Source organism: Marinobacter iranensis (genome assembly GCF_029207565.1).
GTDB lineage: Bacteria > Pseudomonadota > Gammaproteobacteria > Pseudomonadales > Oleiphilaceae > Marinobacter > Marinobacter iranensis.
The window spans coordinates 87,631-103,168 of the sequence record NZ_JANCMW010000012.1; the positions used below are offsets into that span (position 1 = coordinate 87,631).

At 57.6% G+C, this 15,538-nt stretch carries 15 protein-coding genes; 11 read left to right on the top strand and 4 right to left on the bottom strand.

Translation table 11 applies throughout. The features are described 5' to 3' along the window. Positions 1–23 precede the first annotated feature (23 nt). From ygfZ to nadB, 4 genes are all read right to left on the bottom strand, one after another. The gene (ygfZ, locus tag NLU14_RS17010) at positions 24–1,040 is read right to left on the bottom strand and encodes a CAF17-like 4Fe-4S cluster assembly/insertion protein YgfZ (protein WP_275708724.1); all 1,017 of its coding nucleotides are present in this window, start codon (positions 1,038–1,040) and stop codon (positions 24–26) included. After that, the gene (locus NLU14_RS17015) at positions 1,037–1,525 is read right to left on the bottom strand and encodes a hypothetical protein (protein ID WP_275708726.1); all 489 of its coding nucleotides are present in this window, start codon (positions 1,523–1,525) and stop codon (positions 1,037–1,039) included. The genes ygfZ and NLU14_RS17015 overlap by 4 nt, the downstream gene beginning before the upstream one ends. Then, on the bottom strand, positions 1,509–1,763 hold the full coding sequence (locus tag NLU14_RS17020; RefSeq protein WP_275708728.1) for an FAD assembly factor SdhE: 255 nt from the start codon (positions 1,761–1,763) through the stop codon (positions 1,509–1,511). The genes NLU14_RS17015 and NLU14_RS17020 overlap by 17 nt, the downstream gene beginning before the upstream one ends. Positions 1,764–1,833: 70 nt before the next feature. After that, positions 1,834–3,438, bottom strand: a complete 1,605-nt coding sequence (nadB, locus tag NLU14_RS17025) for an L-aspartate oxidase (RefSeq protein WP_275708730.1) — start codon at positions 3,436–3,438, stop codon at positions 1,834–1,836. 131 nt (positions 3,439–3,569) lie between these two features. Here nadB and rpoE point away from each other — a divergent pair, with 131 nt between their 5' ends. From rpoE to era, 11 genes are all read left to right on the top strand, one after another. Beyond that, a complete protein-coding gene (rpoE, locus tag NLU14_RS17030) occupies positions 3,570–4,256 on the top strand; it encodes an RNA polymerase sigma factor RpoE (RefSeq protein WP_275708732.1) in 687 nt (228 codons plus the stop codon). 14 nt (positions 4,257–4,270) lie between these two features. After that, entirely contained in the window at positions 4,271–4,840 is a 570-nt protein-coding gene (locus NLU14_RS17035; RefSeq protein WP_275708734.1) for a sigma-E factor negative regulatory protein, read from the top strand. 42 nt (positions 4,841–4,882) lie between these two features. Beyond that, entirely contained in the window at positions 4,883–5,923 is a 1,041-nt protein-coding gene (locus tag NLU14_RS17040) for a MucB/RseB C-terminal domain-containing protein (RefSeq protein WP_275708736.1), read from the top strand. Further along, positions 5,920–6,369, top strand: coding sequence for a SoxR reducing system RseC family protein (locus NLU14_RS17045; protein ID WP_275708738.1), 450 nt, complete (start codon positions 5,920–5,922; stop codon positions 6,367–6,369). The genes NLU14_RS17040 and NLU14_RS17045 overlap by 4 nt, the downstream gene beginning before the upstream one ends. Before the next feature lie 77 nt (positions 6,370–6,446). Beyond that, the gene (locus NLU14_RS17050) at positions 6,447–7,928 is read left to right on the top strand and encodes a DegQ family serine endoprotease (RefSeq protein WP_275708741.1); all 1,482 of its coding nucleotides are present in this window, start codon (positions 6,447–6,449) and stop codon (positions 7,926–7,928) included. A 150-nt stretch (positions 7,929–8,078) separates the two neighbouring features. Then, positions 8,079–10,805: a bifunctional diguanylate cyclase/phosphodiesterase gene (locus NLU14_RS17055; protein ID WP_275708743.1), complete on the top strand. Its 2,727-nt coding sequence runs from the start codon at positions 8,079–8,081 to the stop codon at positions 10,803–10,805. 104 nt (positions 10,806–10,909) lie between these two features. Then, on the top strand, positions 10,910–12,712 hold the full coding sequence (lepA, locus tag NLU14_RS17060; RefSeq protein WP_275708744.1) for a translation elongation factor 4: 1,803 nt from the start codon (positions 10,910–10,912) through the stop codon (positions 12,710–12,712). A gap of 11 nt (positions 12,713–12,723) precedes the next feature. Further along, positions 12,724–13,509, top strand: a complete 786-nt coding sequence (gene lepB / locus NLU14_RS17065) for a signal peptidase I (protein ID WP_275708745.1) — start codon at positions 12,724–12,726, stop codon at positions 13,507–13,509. A 29-nt stretch (positions 13,510–13,538) separates the two neighbouring features. After that, positions 13,539–13,928, top strand: a complete 390-nt coding sequence (locus NLU14_RS17070) for a DUF4845 domain-containing protein (protein ID WP_275708746.1) — start codon at positions 13,539–13,541, stop codon at positions 13,926–13,928. Further along, positions 13,925–14,614 (top strand): ribonuclease III, encoded by a 690-nt coding sequence (gene rnc, locus NLU14_RS17075; RefSeq protein WP_275708747.1) that lies wholly within the window; start codon positions 13,925–13,927, stop codon positions 14,612–14,614. The genes NLU14_RS17070 and rnc overlap by 4 nt, the downstream gene beginning before the upstream one ends. Next, complete coding sequence (gene era / locus NLU14_RS17080; protein WP_275708748.1) at positions 14,614–15,531, top strand: GTPase Era; 918 nt, start codon at positions 14,614–14,616, stop codon at positions 15,529–15,531. The genes rnc and era overlap by 1 nt, the downstream gene beginning before the upstream one ends. The last annotated feature ends 7 nt before the right edge of the window (positions 15,532–15,538 follow it).

The following is a 15,538-nucleotide window of genomic DNA, read 5'->3' on the forward strand; positions in this document are numbered from 1 at the left end:
TTCCTGGGATTCTTCCTGTCAACTTATGTATCAGACGTGGCCTTTGGCTCACGCTCCGGAACCGGATACGGCAGCGGAAGCAGGGACAGGGTGGCGCCAGGGGCGCTTTCCGGTACCAATAAGTGATCTGCGGCGTCGTGGCGAACAACCGCCAGAAGCTCCATTCTTCCGTCGGGGAAACCAACCGCATTCACCACATTTCCCACTGACCGTTCGCCATCCAGCAGGGCTTCTCCGGCTGCTGGCAGATTGTCAGCCTGCTCACAGCTGAACCGGAAAAGGCTTTTCTTGAGTTGCCCCAGAAAGTGCATGCGGGCAATCACTTCCTGGCCGGTATAGCATCCCTTTTTGAAATGGACGCCCCCGACGTGCTGCCAGTTCAGCATTTGCGGCACAAAGCTCTCTTTGGTGGCAGGGGTAAGTGCGGCCACGCCGGCTGCTATTTCCGAGGCATGCCAATTCACCAGGGTGGTCGCGGGAATATCATTCAGTGTCTGCTGCAGCGATGGGTCCAGTTCACCGGTCTGCCAGAGCTCATATCGGGCCATGCCCTCGGCAGTGTCCATAGTCCGTATCAGGCGGCCGCCCTGGATGACCATCGAATCACCAGCCGCCATCATTTTACCGGCAGACCCGGGCAGCAGTTGCTTTGCCGTGGCCTCGCCCATCAGCCCGATAATCCGGGCGGTGGTTTCCACCTCCATTGAGGTGCCACGGAACAGCATCAGGTATTTGCGTAAATGGGTGACGGTGTCATCCGCCAGTTCCGCTGGCAGTTCCATTAATACGTCATCCTCCTCCCTCACCAGCCTGGTCAGGCAATAGGCACGGCCTTTGGGCGTGCAGGCTGCTGCTCTCGGGGAGTGGCTTTGGGTGACATCGTCAATCTGCTGGCTGAACTGTCCCTGCAGGAACTTGTCTGTGCCCGGGCCGGTGATTCGAACGACGACCCGGTCAGAAACGGAAACGCGGGACGGTTCGGGTAATGGGTGACTGGCTACCGGATTGTCGGTGTCTGACATGGAGCACTCCAGAATCATTGGGTTTCCTGAACTTGGTTACCGGACTCTTTTGCACCTGGAGACGGCCCCAAGCGAAGCCACACCCGCAATCGGCGGGATGCTTCGGGCGAGGTGTTGCAGAGCCACGGCGCGAAGGTAACAAGAACAACAGGATGTGTAATGGATATGGTGCCGGATTGCCGGAGTTTCAAGACGGCAAACCTGGAACCCATCCGGCTTTCGCTCGCAACGAGGACAGCGTGCTCTGATCCTGAACCGAAGCAGGCGTATATCCGCCCGTTTTCAATCCGCAAACCCGTCACGGCATTCGGTCCTTCCAGAAGCCCGTTGCGGCGATACTGGAAGAAGGCACCAGCGAGTACTGGCATAAACAGTATCAGAAAGCCGTAACCAAACTCGCTGGCCAGGGCAGCCACCAGAACTGCAAGGGTAAGCCAGGGCAGGGCGCACACCAGGCCGACGGCGTGCGATGGGGAAAGCCGCAGTTCAATCCGGCTGGACACGGTTCAGAATGATATCAACGATGCGTTGCAGATCGGGATCATCGGGACGGCTGCGCTGCATGAACCACTCGAACATATCGGTGTCCTCGCAGGTGATCAGCTTGTGGTAGCAGGCCTGGTCCTCGGCGGGCAGGTCACGGTAGGCCTCTTCCAGAAAGGGAATCAACAGTACGTCCAGCTCAAGCATGCCGCGACGGCTGTGCCAATACAGGCGGTTGAATTCGGTGTTGTCAGACATGGGTTCTCTCAGTTGGCGGTTGGCGAGTGAGCATTGGGTGGGGCCGGCCCTTTTTCGTTCCTTCAGCCCTTCAGGGCGAAGACCGTCTGTAGGTTGTGGGAACCAGTACCGTATCTTTTGCCTCGTGGAGCAGTCCGGGGAAATCCAGCGTGTAGTGCAGGCCACGGCTTTCGCGGCGCTGCAGTGCGGAGCAGATGATCAGGTCCGCTACCGTGACCAGGTTCCTCAGCTCCAGCAGGTCGTTCGAGACCCGGTAGTTACTGTAGAATTCCCCGATCTCCCGCTCAAGCAGATCGATTCGGTGTTTGGCCCTCTGCAGGCGCTTGGTGGTGCGAACGATGCCCACATAGTCCCACATGAAGTGCCGGAGCTCGTCCCAGTTGTGGGAGATTACCACGTCTTCGTCGGAATCCCGCACCTGGCTTTCGTCCCAGTCCGGTGCCTGGGGCGGGGCCGGGATATCGGATTCCCGACGGGTGATGTCGGCAGCGGCTGCGCGGCCGTATACCAGGCACTCGAGCAGGGAGTTGCTGGCCATGCGATTGGCGCCGTGGAGCCCGGTAAAGGCGGCCTCGCCAACCACATATAGCTGGTTGATGTCGGTGCGTGCGCGCTCATCGCTGAGGATGCCGCCACAGGTATAGTGGGCGGCGGGTACCACCGGGATTGGCTCTTTGGTGATATCGATTCCAAAAGTCAGGCATTTTTCGTGGATGGTCGGGAAATGATGCCTGATGAAGTCGGCCGGCTTGTGACTGATATCAAGGAGCAGATGATCCGCGCCCAGGCGTTTCATTTCATGGTCAATGGCACGGGCAACGATGTCCCTGGGTGCCAGTTCGCCCCGGTCATCGAAACGATCCATAAAACGGGATCCGTCCGGCAGCAAAAGAACGCCCCCTTCGCCCCGGACCGCTTCGGTGATCAGGAACGACTTGGCATGGGGATGATACAGGCAGGTAGGGTGGAACTGATTGAACTCCATATTGCCCACCCGGCAGCCAGCGCGCCAGGCCATGGCGATACCATCACCGGATGCCCCGTCCGGGTTGGTGGTGTAACGATACGCCTTGCTGGCGCCGCCGGTTGCAAGAATGGTAAAGCGGGCCCGGAACAGTTCGACATGGTTGTCCTCCAGGTTCAGGATGTAGGCTCCCACGCAGGCGTTACCGGGTAACGCAAGTTTGCGGTTAGTGATCAGATCCACGGCAACCCGGCGTGACATCAGGGTGATGTTGGGCCTCGCTTGTGCCTGGGACGTCAGTGTGGTGGAGACGGCGTGGCCAGTGGCGTCCGCAGCGTGGATAATGCGTCGGTGGCTATGCCCGCCTTCCCGCGTCAGGTGATACTGGGAATGGTCATCGCGGGTGAAGGTGACGCCACTGTCGATCAGCCAGTCGATGCTCTCGCGGCCATGCTCAACGGTGAATCGCACGGCATCCTCGTGACAAAGACCGCCACCGGCGTTGAGAGTGTCGCTGATGTGGTTCTCCAGGGAGTCTTCGTCATCCAGTACGGCGGCTATGCCGCCCTGGGCCCAGAGCGTTGCACCGCTACTGATGTTGGCCTTGCTGATCACGGCAACCCGAAGATGCTCGGGCAAATTGAGGGCGACGGTAAGTCCGGCAGCACCGCTGCCGATAATCAGGACATCGAATTCGTAGGACTGTGGCATCGGGTCGTTATCGCGGGCCATAATGTGGATGTGTATTGAACTAAACTTTGCGCTTGCTGTCTATTTGGCCTGACGGGGTGCCCCGAAATAAATGGGAGCATCGTAGACTTAACCGGACGCCGGGCAGCCGCATGATCACACTGAACAACAGGCAAGCGGGTCAGACGCTCGAACGCTATGGAAACTCCGGCACTCCGTCCATGACTGCGGATACAGAAAAACACAAGGAAGACAACAGTGACAGCCAGACTGACCTTCAACTGGTACGGAAGGTCCGTCACGGGGACCGGTCTGCCTTTGATCTTCTGGTGGTCAAATACCAATCCAGGGTTGCCTCGATCATCAGTCGTTACGTTTACGACAGTCAGGAGGTGATGGACCTGACCCAGGAAACCTTCGTCAAGGCCTATCGGGCGATTGACCGATTCCGGGGAGACAGTGCCTTCTACACCTGGTTGTACCGGATTGCTGTGAATACGGCCAAGAATTTCCTGGAGTCCCGGGGGCGCCGCCCGCAGGGCAGTGCCGATGCCGGAGAGGCCGAGAACTTTGACGACGGCTCAAGGCTGAGGGACAACGCGTCTCCGGAGAAATTGCTGCAACGGGACCAGTTGCAACAGGCACTCAGGGTAGCGATATCGAACCTGCCCGAGGAACTCCGGTCTGCGTTTTTGCTCAGAGAATATGATGGGCTGAGTTACGAAGACATCGCCGGTATTCTCGAATGCCCCATCGGCACGGTAAGGTCACGAATATTCAGGGCGCGGGATGCGGTGGATCGCCACCTCGGCCCTTTGTTAAACGATTCCCGGACGTGATGAGGTTGCATCCTATGGATGATCGTCTCAAAGAAACCCTGTCAGCGATGATGGATGACGAAGCGGATGAGCTGTCAGTCCGCAGGCTGTTGTCCCATGGCGAGCAGGACCAGGTTCGCTCCCAGTGGCAGCGTTGGCAGCGCGTGCGGGATCTGATGCATGAAGGAAACCTGGCGCCCGAGGCGGTGGATGTCAGTGCCGGCGTCAGGGAGGCCCTGGATGGCGCTGTACAGCGGCCTGCAGGCAAGGCCGGATTACAGGCTCGCAGGGAAAGAAACTGGCACTGGCCCGCCGTCGCCATGGTGACGCTGGCGCTTGTGGTGGGCTTTGGCGCCGGTGCTGGCTGGGAGTCCACGGGCGATAGTGGGGCGTTAGTCACGGCGGGCGTTCCGAAAGAGCAGGGAGCTACACCGGCGTCTGCTGCTGAACCGGTTCCGGAGGTTGCCTTGCAGGGCCTTGATGAAGAACAGTGGGAACACCTGAGCCGCTATCTTCTTGAGCATGCCCAGCACAACAGCGTGGGCGCGGGCCGTGGGTCGGTTGGCTACGCGCGGCTGGTGAGTGCGTCCGGGCCGGGATACTGAACCATGAATGTTCGCTGAAGACTGGCTGGAGTGGAACGGCTGATGCGCAGAACAGTAACCGGAATCCGGAGTCGACTCCCGAGCGTAGGCAGGCGCTGGTTGATTCTGCTTGCGTTGTTTGTCGGGCTTGTATGGCAGGTGAGTGCCCGGTCGGCGGAGGATGCCGAACGGGACGCAGAGTACTGGCTTGGTCGTCTTGGTCCGGCACTCAATATGACGTCCTATCGCGGCGTCTTCGTCTATGCCCGTGGTGACCAGGTCAGTTCGATGCGAATTGCTCACCGGTATCGAGACGGCATGGTAGAAGAGCGGCTGGTGCCTCAGGATGGTGCCAGCGGTGAGATCGTTCGCAAAGGGATGCGGGTGGTCTGCGTGCTTCCCGATCACGGACGTATACAACTGGACCAGGTAATTCCGTCCGGGCCTTTTGCTGAGGCTTTCTCAAGTCAATTGATGCCTGTCACTCGCTGGTACCAGCCGGAGCTGGTGGGTGACGATCGCATTGCCGGATACGACGTGGTCAAGCTCGGACTCAGGGCCAAGGACGAACTTCGATACAGTCACCAGCTATGGCTCGAGAAGTCCACCGGCTTGTTGGTGAAAAGCCATGTGCGTTCAGTCGGCGGCGAGGTCCTTGAGCATTTTCAGTTTACCAGCCTTGAAATAACCGACAGTCTCCCGGACAGCGAGTTTGTCATCCGCACGGAGGGAGAAGCCATCAAGCGAAATCTCACTCCGGAAGAAGCGTCGTCGCCCGCACCGCGGATGGATGGCTGGACCCTGCAGTGGCGACCGGACGGGTTTGTGCCAGCCGCCGCTCCGCGTTCAGGGGAGGGACAGGCCGTGGCTTTCTCTGACGGAATGGCGGCATTTTCAGTATTCGTGGAACCAGCACGTAAGATGGTTATGCCTACCGGTGCATCACGGATTGGCGCCACGACCGTTTATATGAAACAGCTCGATGTCGATGATGTGACGTTTTTCGTGACGGTGGTTGGGGAAATTCCCCCGACGACGGCCCGTAAGGTGGCTGAGTCAGTCAAGGTCGACGATACACTGGCTTTCGGGGCTGTCCGGCAATGATTACAGAAACCGGAAAGGTGGTGGCGATCAATGGCGACAGGGTTTGGGTGCAGACCATCCGCACCAGTGCCTGTGAGAGTTGTTCGGCGCGACAAGGTTGTGGCCAGCGGGCACTGACCGGCGTCTCGGGCGGTCGGGCCAATCAGGTGCTGGTGACCAACAGTCTTGGCGCTCAGGTGGGTGACGAGGTGACGGTGGCTATCGACGAATCCGCGCTTCTTGGCGCCTCGCTGCTGGTCTATGCCTTGCCGCTCTCGCTGCTGGTGGCAGGGTCTGTGCTGGGGCATCAACTGTCGGCAGGTCACGATGGTGTCGCCATGCTTGGAGCTGCAACGGGGTTGGCGTTGGGGTTTCTGGTAGCGCGCAGACGGCAGTCAGACACAGCCGGAATCTGGGAACCAAAGCTGGTGAATATCAGGCCGGCGCAGGTCAAGCCTGCGGAATGATTCTGGAGCGCGCTGTTGAATTTGCCTGCTTTGACCACACAATGAGTTTATAACATCCGTTGAACAGGGGGTCCTTGATGCCTGAAATAAAGAACGACCATGACTTGCAGTACCGGCCTCAGCGCCGAGGTTTTGTGGCGTTTAGCTTGTACGTGTTATGCCTGCTTGTTCCCTTGTCACTGGCCCAGTCAGTCTCAGCCCGGAGCTTGCCTGATTTTACCGAGCTGGTCGAAGAAAACTCGAATGCGGTGGTGAATATCAGTACCACAACCGAACCCAGGCCAGCAGGTCAAGGCGGCTCTCATGGTCTTCCTTTTAACGAGCGCCAGTTCGAGCAGTTGCCTGAGTTCTTCCAGGATTTCTTCCGCGGCCCCCAGTCGCCGTATGGCGGAAGTCCGGGTGGCTCTGCGCCGCGTCAGTCCATGGGGTCAGGGTTTATCGTTTCCAGTGACGGTTATGTATTGACCAATAACCATGTCGTTGAGGGCGCGGATGAAATCATCGTTCGGCTGAACGATCGTCGTGAGCTGCCTGCCGAGTTGGTAGGCACAGATCCGCGTTCGGATATGGCGGTGCTCAAGATCGAGGGCGGTGATGATTTGCCAGTCGTCAGGATTGGGAGCTCCAAAGACCTGGAAGTGGGAGAGTGGGTACTGGCTATTGGCTCACCTTTCGGGTTCGACTACACGGTGACGGCAGGTATTGTCAGTGCTCTTGGCCGTTCCCTGCCATCGGAGAACTACGTTCCGTTTATTCAGACAGACGTGGCCATCAACCCGGGTAACTCTGGCGGGCCACTGTTCAATCTGGACGGCGAGGTTATCGGTATAAACTCCCAGATCTACACCCGCTCGGGTGGTTTCATGGGGGTTTCTTTCGCGATTCCCATTGATGATGCCATGAATGTGTTCCGGCAAATCAGGGACAAGGGAACGGTATCCCGTGGTTGGCTGGGCGTCCTGATACAGGAAGTCAATCGTGACCTGGCGGAGTCATTTGGCCTTAAACGCCCGCGTGGTGCCCTGGTGGCAGAAGTGATGCCTGGCTCGCCGGCTGAGAAAGCTGGATTGCAGGCGGGCGATATCGTACTTGAATATGATGGTGAGGATGTCACCCTGTCGTCTGACTTACCGCCGATGGTGGGGCGCACTCCCGTTGGGGAAACCGCCACCATGGAAGTCATGCGGGAAGGCCGACAGATAACACTGGACGTTGAAATCGGCAAATTGCCGGAAGAAGGCTCGGAACAGGCGTCGGCCCCGGCTTCCGGCAACAATGGCCCGTCGTCTGCACCACTTGGCATGGCTGTTGAGCCTTTGCCGGCAGAACTCGAAGAGTCGCTGGGCGTATCTGGAGGCGTGCTGGTATCAGACGTTGCACGGGGGCCGGCGCTTGATGCCGGTATCCGGCCCCGGGATGTGATTACCGAGCTGAACCGCCAGAAGGTCAATTCGGTAGAGGATTTTCGTGAGGCGGTTGCCTCGCTGCCGGAAGACAGTGCTGTCTCCGTGCGGATTGTCCGCCAGGGCCGTGCCATTTATCTGGTGATGAAGCCCTGACCGGAGCCTCCGCCGGGCAGAGGCGGCGGGTCACAAAATGGAACAAAACACAAAGCCCCACTGGCTGTCGTTTGAACGACAGCCAGTGGGGCTTTTGTTATACTCGTCAAAATAATCAGATTACTGGCCACGGATCGGACCTGCCCGAAAATGATGAACAGAAAGGAACTTCCCCTTCGGAAACTGCTCCAGCCGCGCTATTCGTGGGTGGCATGGTTGGTGCTGGCTGCCTCGCTCGCCGTCACTGTCCTATTGTGGCAAGTATCCATTCGCCTGGTTGAAGATCGCACCGAAGCCCGTTTCAAGACCCAGTCGCTGCAACTGAGAACCGCCATTGAGGAGCGGCTGCTGAACTATGAACAGGTTTTGGCCGGTAGTGCGGGTCTGTTTGCCGTTGCCGGGGAAGTAGACCGGGGCGACTGGCGGGAATACGTGGACAAAGTCGATATCAACCGCTATTACCCAGGTATTCAGGGCATTGGTTATGTTCAGAGGATCGGTGTTCGCCAGATGGCCGACCATATCGCTTCGGTCAGGCGCAACGGTGTCCTCAATTATCTGGTGACCCCTCTGGGCACGGGGCCGGACTACTATCCCATGGTGTACCTGGAGCCAGGTACCGAACGAAACCGTAAGGCTCTGGGCTACGATGCCTTCAGCGATCCGATACATCGCCGGGCCATGGTCCGGGCCCGGGATCACGCTGAGCCAAAGGTCACCGGTAAAGTCGTACTGGTGCAGGAGGAGGTTGCGGAGGACCAGGCCGGTTTCCTGATGTACTACCCGGTTTACCAGGGAGGGGTGGTACCGGAGAGTCGTGTTGAGCGGGAGATGATGCTGGCCGGCTACGTTTTCAGTGCGTTCAGGATGAACAACCTGCTGGATGGCATCGTCGGCCTCATTTCTCCGTTCCTTGATGTGAAAATATATGACAGCGGAGAAATCTCGCGGGATACCCAGATGTATGGTTCGAACCTCGGCTCCCTGGATGAGGATTTCAGCTTTGAAATGAGCCAGACGATCACCCATGGTGGGCGCGACTGGCTATTGCAAACCCGCTCCACACCGGCCTTTGACTACCTTGCATCCGACCCGCGGCCGCCCATCGTTCTCGGTTCCGGGATTATTATCAGCCTGCTGATGTTTCTGTTCGTACTGACCATGATCCGCGGCAGGATCATGGCGCAGATCAGTGCCGGCCGCTACCGGGCAATTACCGAAGGCGCAGCCAACGTTACCCTGGTGCTGGAGCGTAATGGGCAGCCGCTGTACGCCAGTCCGTCCAGCCGGGACATTCTCGGTTTTGATCCTGACCAGGTTTATGGCCTGGAGTTGGAACCTCTGGTCCATGCCGAGGACTGGCCGCAGTTGAAATCAGGTTTTGATGAAGCCATTAAGTCGCCTGGCAAGCAGATGCCGATGATTCGTGCCCGTGTACGAGACTCGCAGGGACAGTGGCGGGATATGGAAGGCACCTTTACCGCCATGCTGACCGTGCCGGGGGTCAATGGTGTGGTGTTGAGCTTGCGGGACCTGACCCAGTTGAAAGCAGCGCAGACGGAGCTGCATCGCCTGGCATTCTATGACCCGCTGACTGGCCTGGCCAATCGCCAGTTGTTCCGAGACCGGCTCAGTCATGTGGTTCGCCGCAGCCGCCGTAGCGAGGAGCCGGCCGCGCTGATGTTCCTGGATCTGGATGGTTTCAAGCGTATTAACGATACACTGGGTCATGACAGTGGCGATGAGTTGCTGAAGCAAGTGTCCCAATGGCTGATCGGTTGCGTCCGGGAAGAAGACTCGGTGGCCCGGCTGGGCGGCGATGAGTTTGTCGTGTTGCTGTCCCGGATCAGTGGTCCCGACGCTGCTGGCAAGGTGGCGGAGTCCATTCTGCGCAGGCTCTGCCAGCGGATTCGTCTGAACGACCACGAAGTGGGTGTTACCGTCAGTATCGGCATTACCATGATTCCCCACGACAGCGAGGACCCGGGCACCTTAATGAAATACGCCGACCTGGCCATGTACCGGGCCAAGGAAATGGGACGCAACACCTACCAGTTCTTTACGCCGGCCATGAACATCAAGGCTGCCAGGCGCCTGCTCCAGCAGGAGGAACTGGCCACAGCCCTGGAAGGTGACCGGTTTGTACTGCATTACCAGCCCAAGATTGATCTTGAGAGCGAGCGGGTGATTGGTGTCGAGGCCTTCCTGCGCTGGCATCATCCTGAGAAAGGGCTGGTCAGCGCCCAGCAGTTCATTACCCTGGCCGAGGAAACCGGCCTGATCGTGCGACTGGGCGAACTTGCCCTAAGGCAGGCCTGTATCCAGGTCCAGGCCCTTGAGCGGGCAGGGTTTGAGTCACTGAAAATGGCGGTCAACCTCTCCGTGCGCCAGCTTACAGATTCCGGGTTCCTGGATATGATGCGCCAGGTGATTACCGAAACCGGGGTGTCGCCGGAACGGCTGGAGCTGGAAATGCCGGCAGATCTGCTGAATGAAGACCCGCGCATGCTGAGGGAGCTTCTTGTATCGCTGCATGATATGGGCGTCTGCCTGATCCTCGACGACTTCGGCACCGGTTCCTGCTCGCTGGTTGCGCTGCAGCAACTGCCGCTGGATGTTATCAAGATTGATCATCGTTTCATTCGCGACATTCCCTACAATGTCAGTGCCACCGATGTTGCCTCTGCGGTGATTGCGCTGGCCAGGAAGTTGCACCTGACGGTTGTTGCCGAGGGTGTGGAAACGCCACAGCAACTGAGCTTCCTCAAGAGTGCCGGCTGTGCCCAGTGCCAGGGCAATCTGTTTAGCTATCCGCTGGATGAAGACGCACTGATTGGCTTCCTGATTCGGCAATATGAGCGACCGCTGATGTCCTGATCATGGCAATAGCGGTCGGTAACCGGTAAAATCACGCCGTCGCCGGACTCCGGCAATGGCCCTCCCGGGCTCAATCCTTCGTTTTTTGTGAGTATTCATTGTCTGTGACTGAACTGAGCCGAATCCGAAACTTTTCGATTATCGCCCACATCGACCATGGTAAGTCCACTCTGGCGGACCGCTTCATCCAGATCTGTGGCGGCCTCACTGAACGTGAAATGGCCGAGCAGGTGCTTGACTCCATGGACCTTGAGCGCGAACGCGGCATTACCATCAAAGCCCAGAGCGTGACACTGAACTACAAGGCCCGGGATGGTAAAGAATACAAACTGAACTTTATCGATACACCCGGCCACGTGGATTTTTCCTACGAAGTGTCGCGATCACTTTACGCCTGCGAAGGCGCCCTTCTGGTAGTGGATGCCGGCCAGGGAGTTGAGGCCCAGTCCGTGGCCAACTGCTACACCGCCATCGAGCAGGGCCTGGAAGTGGTGCCCGTGCTGAACAAGATGGATCTTCCGCAGGCTGAGCCCGAGCGGGTCGCCCAGGAAATTGAGGATATCATCGGCATTGCCGCGACAGAGGCGGTCCGGTGCAGTGCCAAGAGCGGCCTTGGTGTGGAAGATGTCCTGGAAGATCTGATCGCCAGGATCCCGCCGCCGAAAGGCGACCGCGGCGCGCCTCTGCAGGCGTTGATCATTGACTCCTGGTTCGATAATTATCTGGGCGTTGTTTCCCTCGTAAGGGTGACCGAGGGCACCCTGAAAAAGGGCGACAAGATTGTTATCAAGTCCACCGGCAAGGCCTGGAATGCCGACAAGGTGGGCATTTTCAATCCCAAGCCCAAGGATACCGACATTCTCGAAGCCGGTGATGTCGGCTTTGTGGTCGCCGGTATCAAGGACATTCATGGAGCGCCAGTCGGCGACACCATTGTGCGGCAAAAAGGGTCGGACGATATCCCGATGCTGCCCGGCTTCAAGAAAGTGAAGCCCCAGGTTTATGCGGGCCTGTTCCCGGTCAGTTCCGATGACTATAACGATTTCCGTGATGCGTTGGAAAAACTGACCCTGAACGATGCCTCGCTGTTCTTCGAGCCGGAAAGTTCGGATGCCCTTGGCTTCGGTTTCCGTTGTGGCTTTCTGGGCATGCTCCACATGGAGATTGTCCAGGAGCGCCTGGAGCGTGAATACGACATCGACCTGATTACCACCGCCCCGACGGTGATCTATGAAGTCGTTACCAAACAGGGTGAGACCCTGTCGGTGGACAATCCCTCCAGCCTTCCGGATATTGGGTCCATTGAGGAAATGCGCGAGCCGATCGTCGAGGCCAGCATTCTGGTGCCTCAGGAACACCTGGGTAATGTCATCACCCTGTGTGAGGAAAAGCGCGGCATCCAGAAAAACATGCACTTTATGTCAACACAGGTTCAGGTGACCTACGAACTGCCGATGGCAGAAGTGGTTCTGGACTTTTTTGATAGGATCAAGTCTGCCAGCCGGGGCTTTGCTTCGCTCGATTACCATTTCGTGCGCTTCCAGACCGCCAACCTGGTGAGGCTGGACGTGCTGATCAACGGTGAGCGCGTGGATGCCCTGGCGTTGATTGTGCACAAGGACCAGGCTCACTATAAGGGCCGCGCCCTGGTTGAGAAAATGAAGGAACTGATTCCGCGCCAGATGTTTGATATCGCCATCCAGGCTGCGATTGGAAATCAGGTGGTATCGCGGGTGACCGTCAAGGCGCTTCGCAAAAACGTAACTGCCAAGTGTTACGGTGGTGACGTCAGCCGGAAGAAGAAACTGCTGCAGAAGCAGAAAGAAGGCAAGAAGCGCATGAAGCAACTGGGCAATGTTGAGGTGCCTCAGGAAGCATTCCTTGCCGTACTGAAAGTGGATAACTAAAAGGCACCTGAATGGATATTGATTTTCCCCTGGTTCTGGTTGTTCTGACGTTTGCAACGGGGCTGATCTGGCTGTTGGATATTGTCTTTCTGCGGAAGCGCCGGTTGGCGGTAGCGGAAGGCGCGTCCGGTGAGGTTGAGGCGGACGAAGAGCCGAAAGAGCCCTATCTTGTCGATCTCAGCCGTTCGTTTTTTCCGGTACTGGCAGTGGTGCTGGTGTTGCGTTCGTTTCTGGTGGAGCCCTTCCAGATTCCTTCCGGTTCCATGTTGCCGACCCTGGAAGTCGGAGACTTCATACTGGTAAACAAATACGCCTATGGACTGCGATTGCCTGTTGCAGGGACCAAGATTCTCGCAGTGGATGATCCCGAGCGTGGCGACATCATGGTTTTCCGCTATCCCGAAGACGGCAGCACCAATTACATAAAAAGGGTGGTCGGGCTTCCTGGTGACCGTATCCGCTATGAGGATAAGGAACTGTATATCAACGGCGAGAAGGTAGAGACCCAATTCGTGGCCAGGCTACCGCCGGTTGAGTTGAGGCGTGAACAACTGGGCGATGTTGAACACAATATCTTCCTCACGCTGGGACGCACGGGGCAGTCTGGTGAAGGGGAGTGGTTGGTGCCGGAAGGCGAGTACTTTGTGATGGGCGACAATCGCGATAACAGTAACGACAGTCGCTACTGGGGCACGGTTCCGGATGAGATGGTCGTGGGCAAGGCATTTGCCATATGGATGCACTGGCAATCGCTGACCAGTCTGCCATCCTTTGATCGTGTGGGTGGCATAGAATAGGTGTGTTGTATTTCAGGGGTGTATCAACAATGAAGAAAAACAGTCTTTCAGCCATGCACAAGCAGTCGGGTGCCTCGGCGATTGTCATTATGATCATGGTGCTCTTTTTCGGCGGCCTTTTGACCTTGGTGATCAAGCTGGGCCCTGCCTATCTTGACGACATCACCATTCAGGAAGCCCTGGAAAGCCTCGATGGCACTGAGGACCTCTCCAGCATGGGACCCTCACAGGTTAGAAGTCTCATCAACAAGCGCCTGAGCGTTAACAATGTTCGCGGGTTTGACGCCAAGAATATAACCGTTGAGAAAGACGGCGATCTGGTGGTCATCAATGTTGACTATGAAGTTCGTAACAACCTGTTCCGCAACGTGGATACAGTTATCCACTTTCAACATGAGTATGAGATGACGGGCAAGTGAGTTCGCAACCGGATCTGGAACAACTTCAGCGACGCATCGGTTACCAGTTCAAGACGCCGGAGCGATTGCTGCTGGCTCTGACCCATCGGAGCTATGGTAACCAGAACAACGAACGCCTTGAGTTCCTGGGCGATTCCATTGTTAACATGGTCATTGCAGAGCACCTGTACCTGCGCTTTGAAAAAGCGCGGGAAGGTCAGTTGAGCCGTTTGCGCGCCCGTATGGTCAAGGGTGTTACCCTGGCGGAGATTGGCCGCGAATTTGAACTGGGCAAGTACCTCAGGCTGGGCTCTGGTGAACTGAAGAGCGGTGGCTTTCGTCGGGAGTCCATTCTTGCTGATGCGGTTGAGTCCATTATTGGTGCTATTTACCTGGACAGTGATTTTCACACCTGCCGCGAGCAGGTGCTGCGCTGGTTTGAGGCGCGCCTTAAGAACCTGGATCTGCAGGATACCCAGAAGGATCCAAAGACCCGGCTTCAGGAGTACCTTCAGTCGCGGCAATTTCCTCTGCCGCGTTACGACGTTATTTCCGTGGATGGTGAAGCCCACGCCCAGACGTTCCATGTTTCCTGCGCTCTGCCATCACTGGGTCGGAAAACCTCCGGCACCGGCAACAGCCGCCGAATTGCAGAGCAGCAGGCCGCCCGCAATGCCCTCAAGGAACTGGGCGTGGAGAATGACTGATGAATGATGTAACCCGTCCGGAGAACCCGGACAGCCGCTGCGGCTTTGTTGCGATAGTAGGCCGGCCCAACGTGGGCAAGTCCACGTTGCTGAACCATATTCTTGGCCAGAAGCTGAGCATTACTTCCCGCAAGCCCCAAACCACACGCCACCAGGTGCTTGGTATCAAGACCGAAGGCCCGGTGCAGGCGGTTTATGTGGATACACCGGGGATGCACGAGGAAGAGCCCCGTGCGATCAATCGTTACATGAACAAAGCCGCTACTTCTGCCCTGAAGGGTGTGGATGTGGCGGTGTTTGTCGTCGACCAGATGTCATGGACGACGGCTGACGACATGGTGCTGGAAAAACTCAGCAGCCTGAAGTGCCCGGTGATTCTTGCGGTGAACAAGGTAGACCGGATCGAGAACCGCGAAGCCCTGCTGCCTCATCTGGACATGCTGTCGCGGAAACGTGACTTTGCCGAGATCATCCCGCTGTCGGCTCTGAAGGGTATGAATCTGGCCCCGCTGGAAGAAGCGGTCGCCCGTTTCCTGCCGGAAAGTGTGCATTTCTATCCGGATGACCAGATTACCGATCGCAGTGAGCGCTTTATGGCCTCTGAAATGGTGCGGGAAAAAATTACCCGGCAACTGGGGGCCGAACTACCGTATTCCGTGGCGGTGGAGATCGAGGAATTTCGCAGGGATGGCAAAACCCTGCACATTTCCGCGCTGATTCTGGTGGAGCGTGAGGGCCAGAAGAAGATCATGATCGGGGACAAAGGCGAACGCCTGCGCCGTATCGGTCAGGAAGCCCGAACCGATATGGAGCGCCTGTTCGACAGCAAGGTCATGCTCAGACTCTGGGTCAAGGTCAAGCGGGGCTGGGCGGACAGCGACCGGGCACTGAAAAGCCTTGGTATGAACGACTTCTGAGGCGTTT

Coding starts and splice junctions, on each gene's coding strand:
- ygfZ (WP_275708724.1), bottom strand. CDS start 1,040: ATGATTCTGGAGTGCTCCATGTCAGACACCGACAATCCGGTAGCCAGT.
- NLU14_RS17020 (WP_275708728.1), bottom strand. CDS start 1,763: ATGTCTGACAACACCGAATTCAACCGCCTGTATTGGCACAGCCGTCGC.
- nadB (WP_275708730.1), bottom strand. CDS start 3,438: ATGCCACAGTCCTACGAATTCGATGTCCTGATTATCGGCAGCGGTGCT.
- rpoE (WP_275708732.1), top strand. CDS start 3,570: ATGATCACACTGAACAACAGGCAAGCGGGTCAGACGCTCGAACGCTAT.
- NLU14_RS17035 (WP_275708734.1), top strand. CDS start 4,271: ATGGATGATCGTCTCAAAGAAACCCTGTCAGCGATGATGGATGACGAA.
- NLU14_RS17040 (WP_275708736.1), top strand. CDS start 4,883: ATGCGCAGAACAGTAACCGGAATCCGGAGTCGACTCCCGAGCGTAGGC.
- NLU14_RS17045 (WP_275708738.1), top strand. CDS start 5,920: ATGATTACAGAAACCGGAAAGGTGGTGGCGATCAATGGCGACAGGGTT.
- NLU14_RS17050 (WP_275708741.1), top strand. CDS start 6,447: ATGCCTGAAATAAAGAACGACCATGACTTGCAGTACCGGCCTCAGCGC.
- NLU14_RS17055 (WP_275708743.1), top strand. CDS start 8,079: ATGATGAACAGAAAGGAACTTCCCCTTCGGAAACTGCTCCAGCCGCGC.
- lepB (WP_275708745.1), top strand. CDS start 12,724: ATGGATATTGATTTTCCCCTGGTTCTGGTTGTTCTGACGTTTGCAACG.
- NLU14_RS17070 (WP_275708746.1), top strand. CDS start 13,539: ATGAAGAAAAACAGTCTTTCAGCCATGCACAAGCAGTCGGGTGCCTCG.
- era (WP_275708748.1), top strand. CDS start 14,614: ATGAATGATGTAACCCGTCCGGAGAACCCGGACAGCCGCTGCGGCTTT.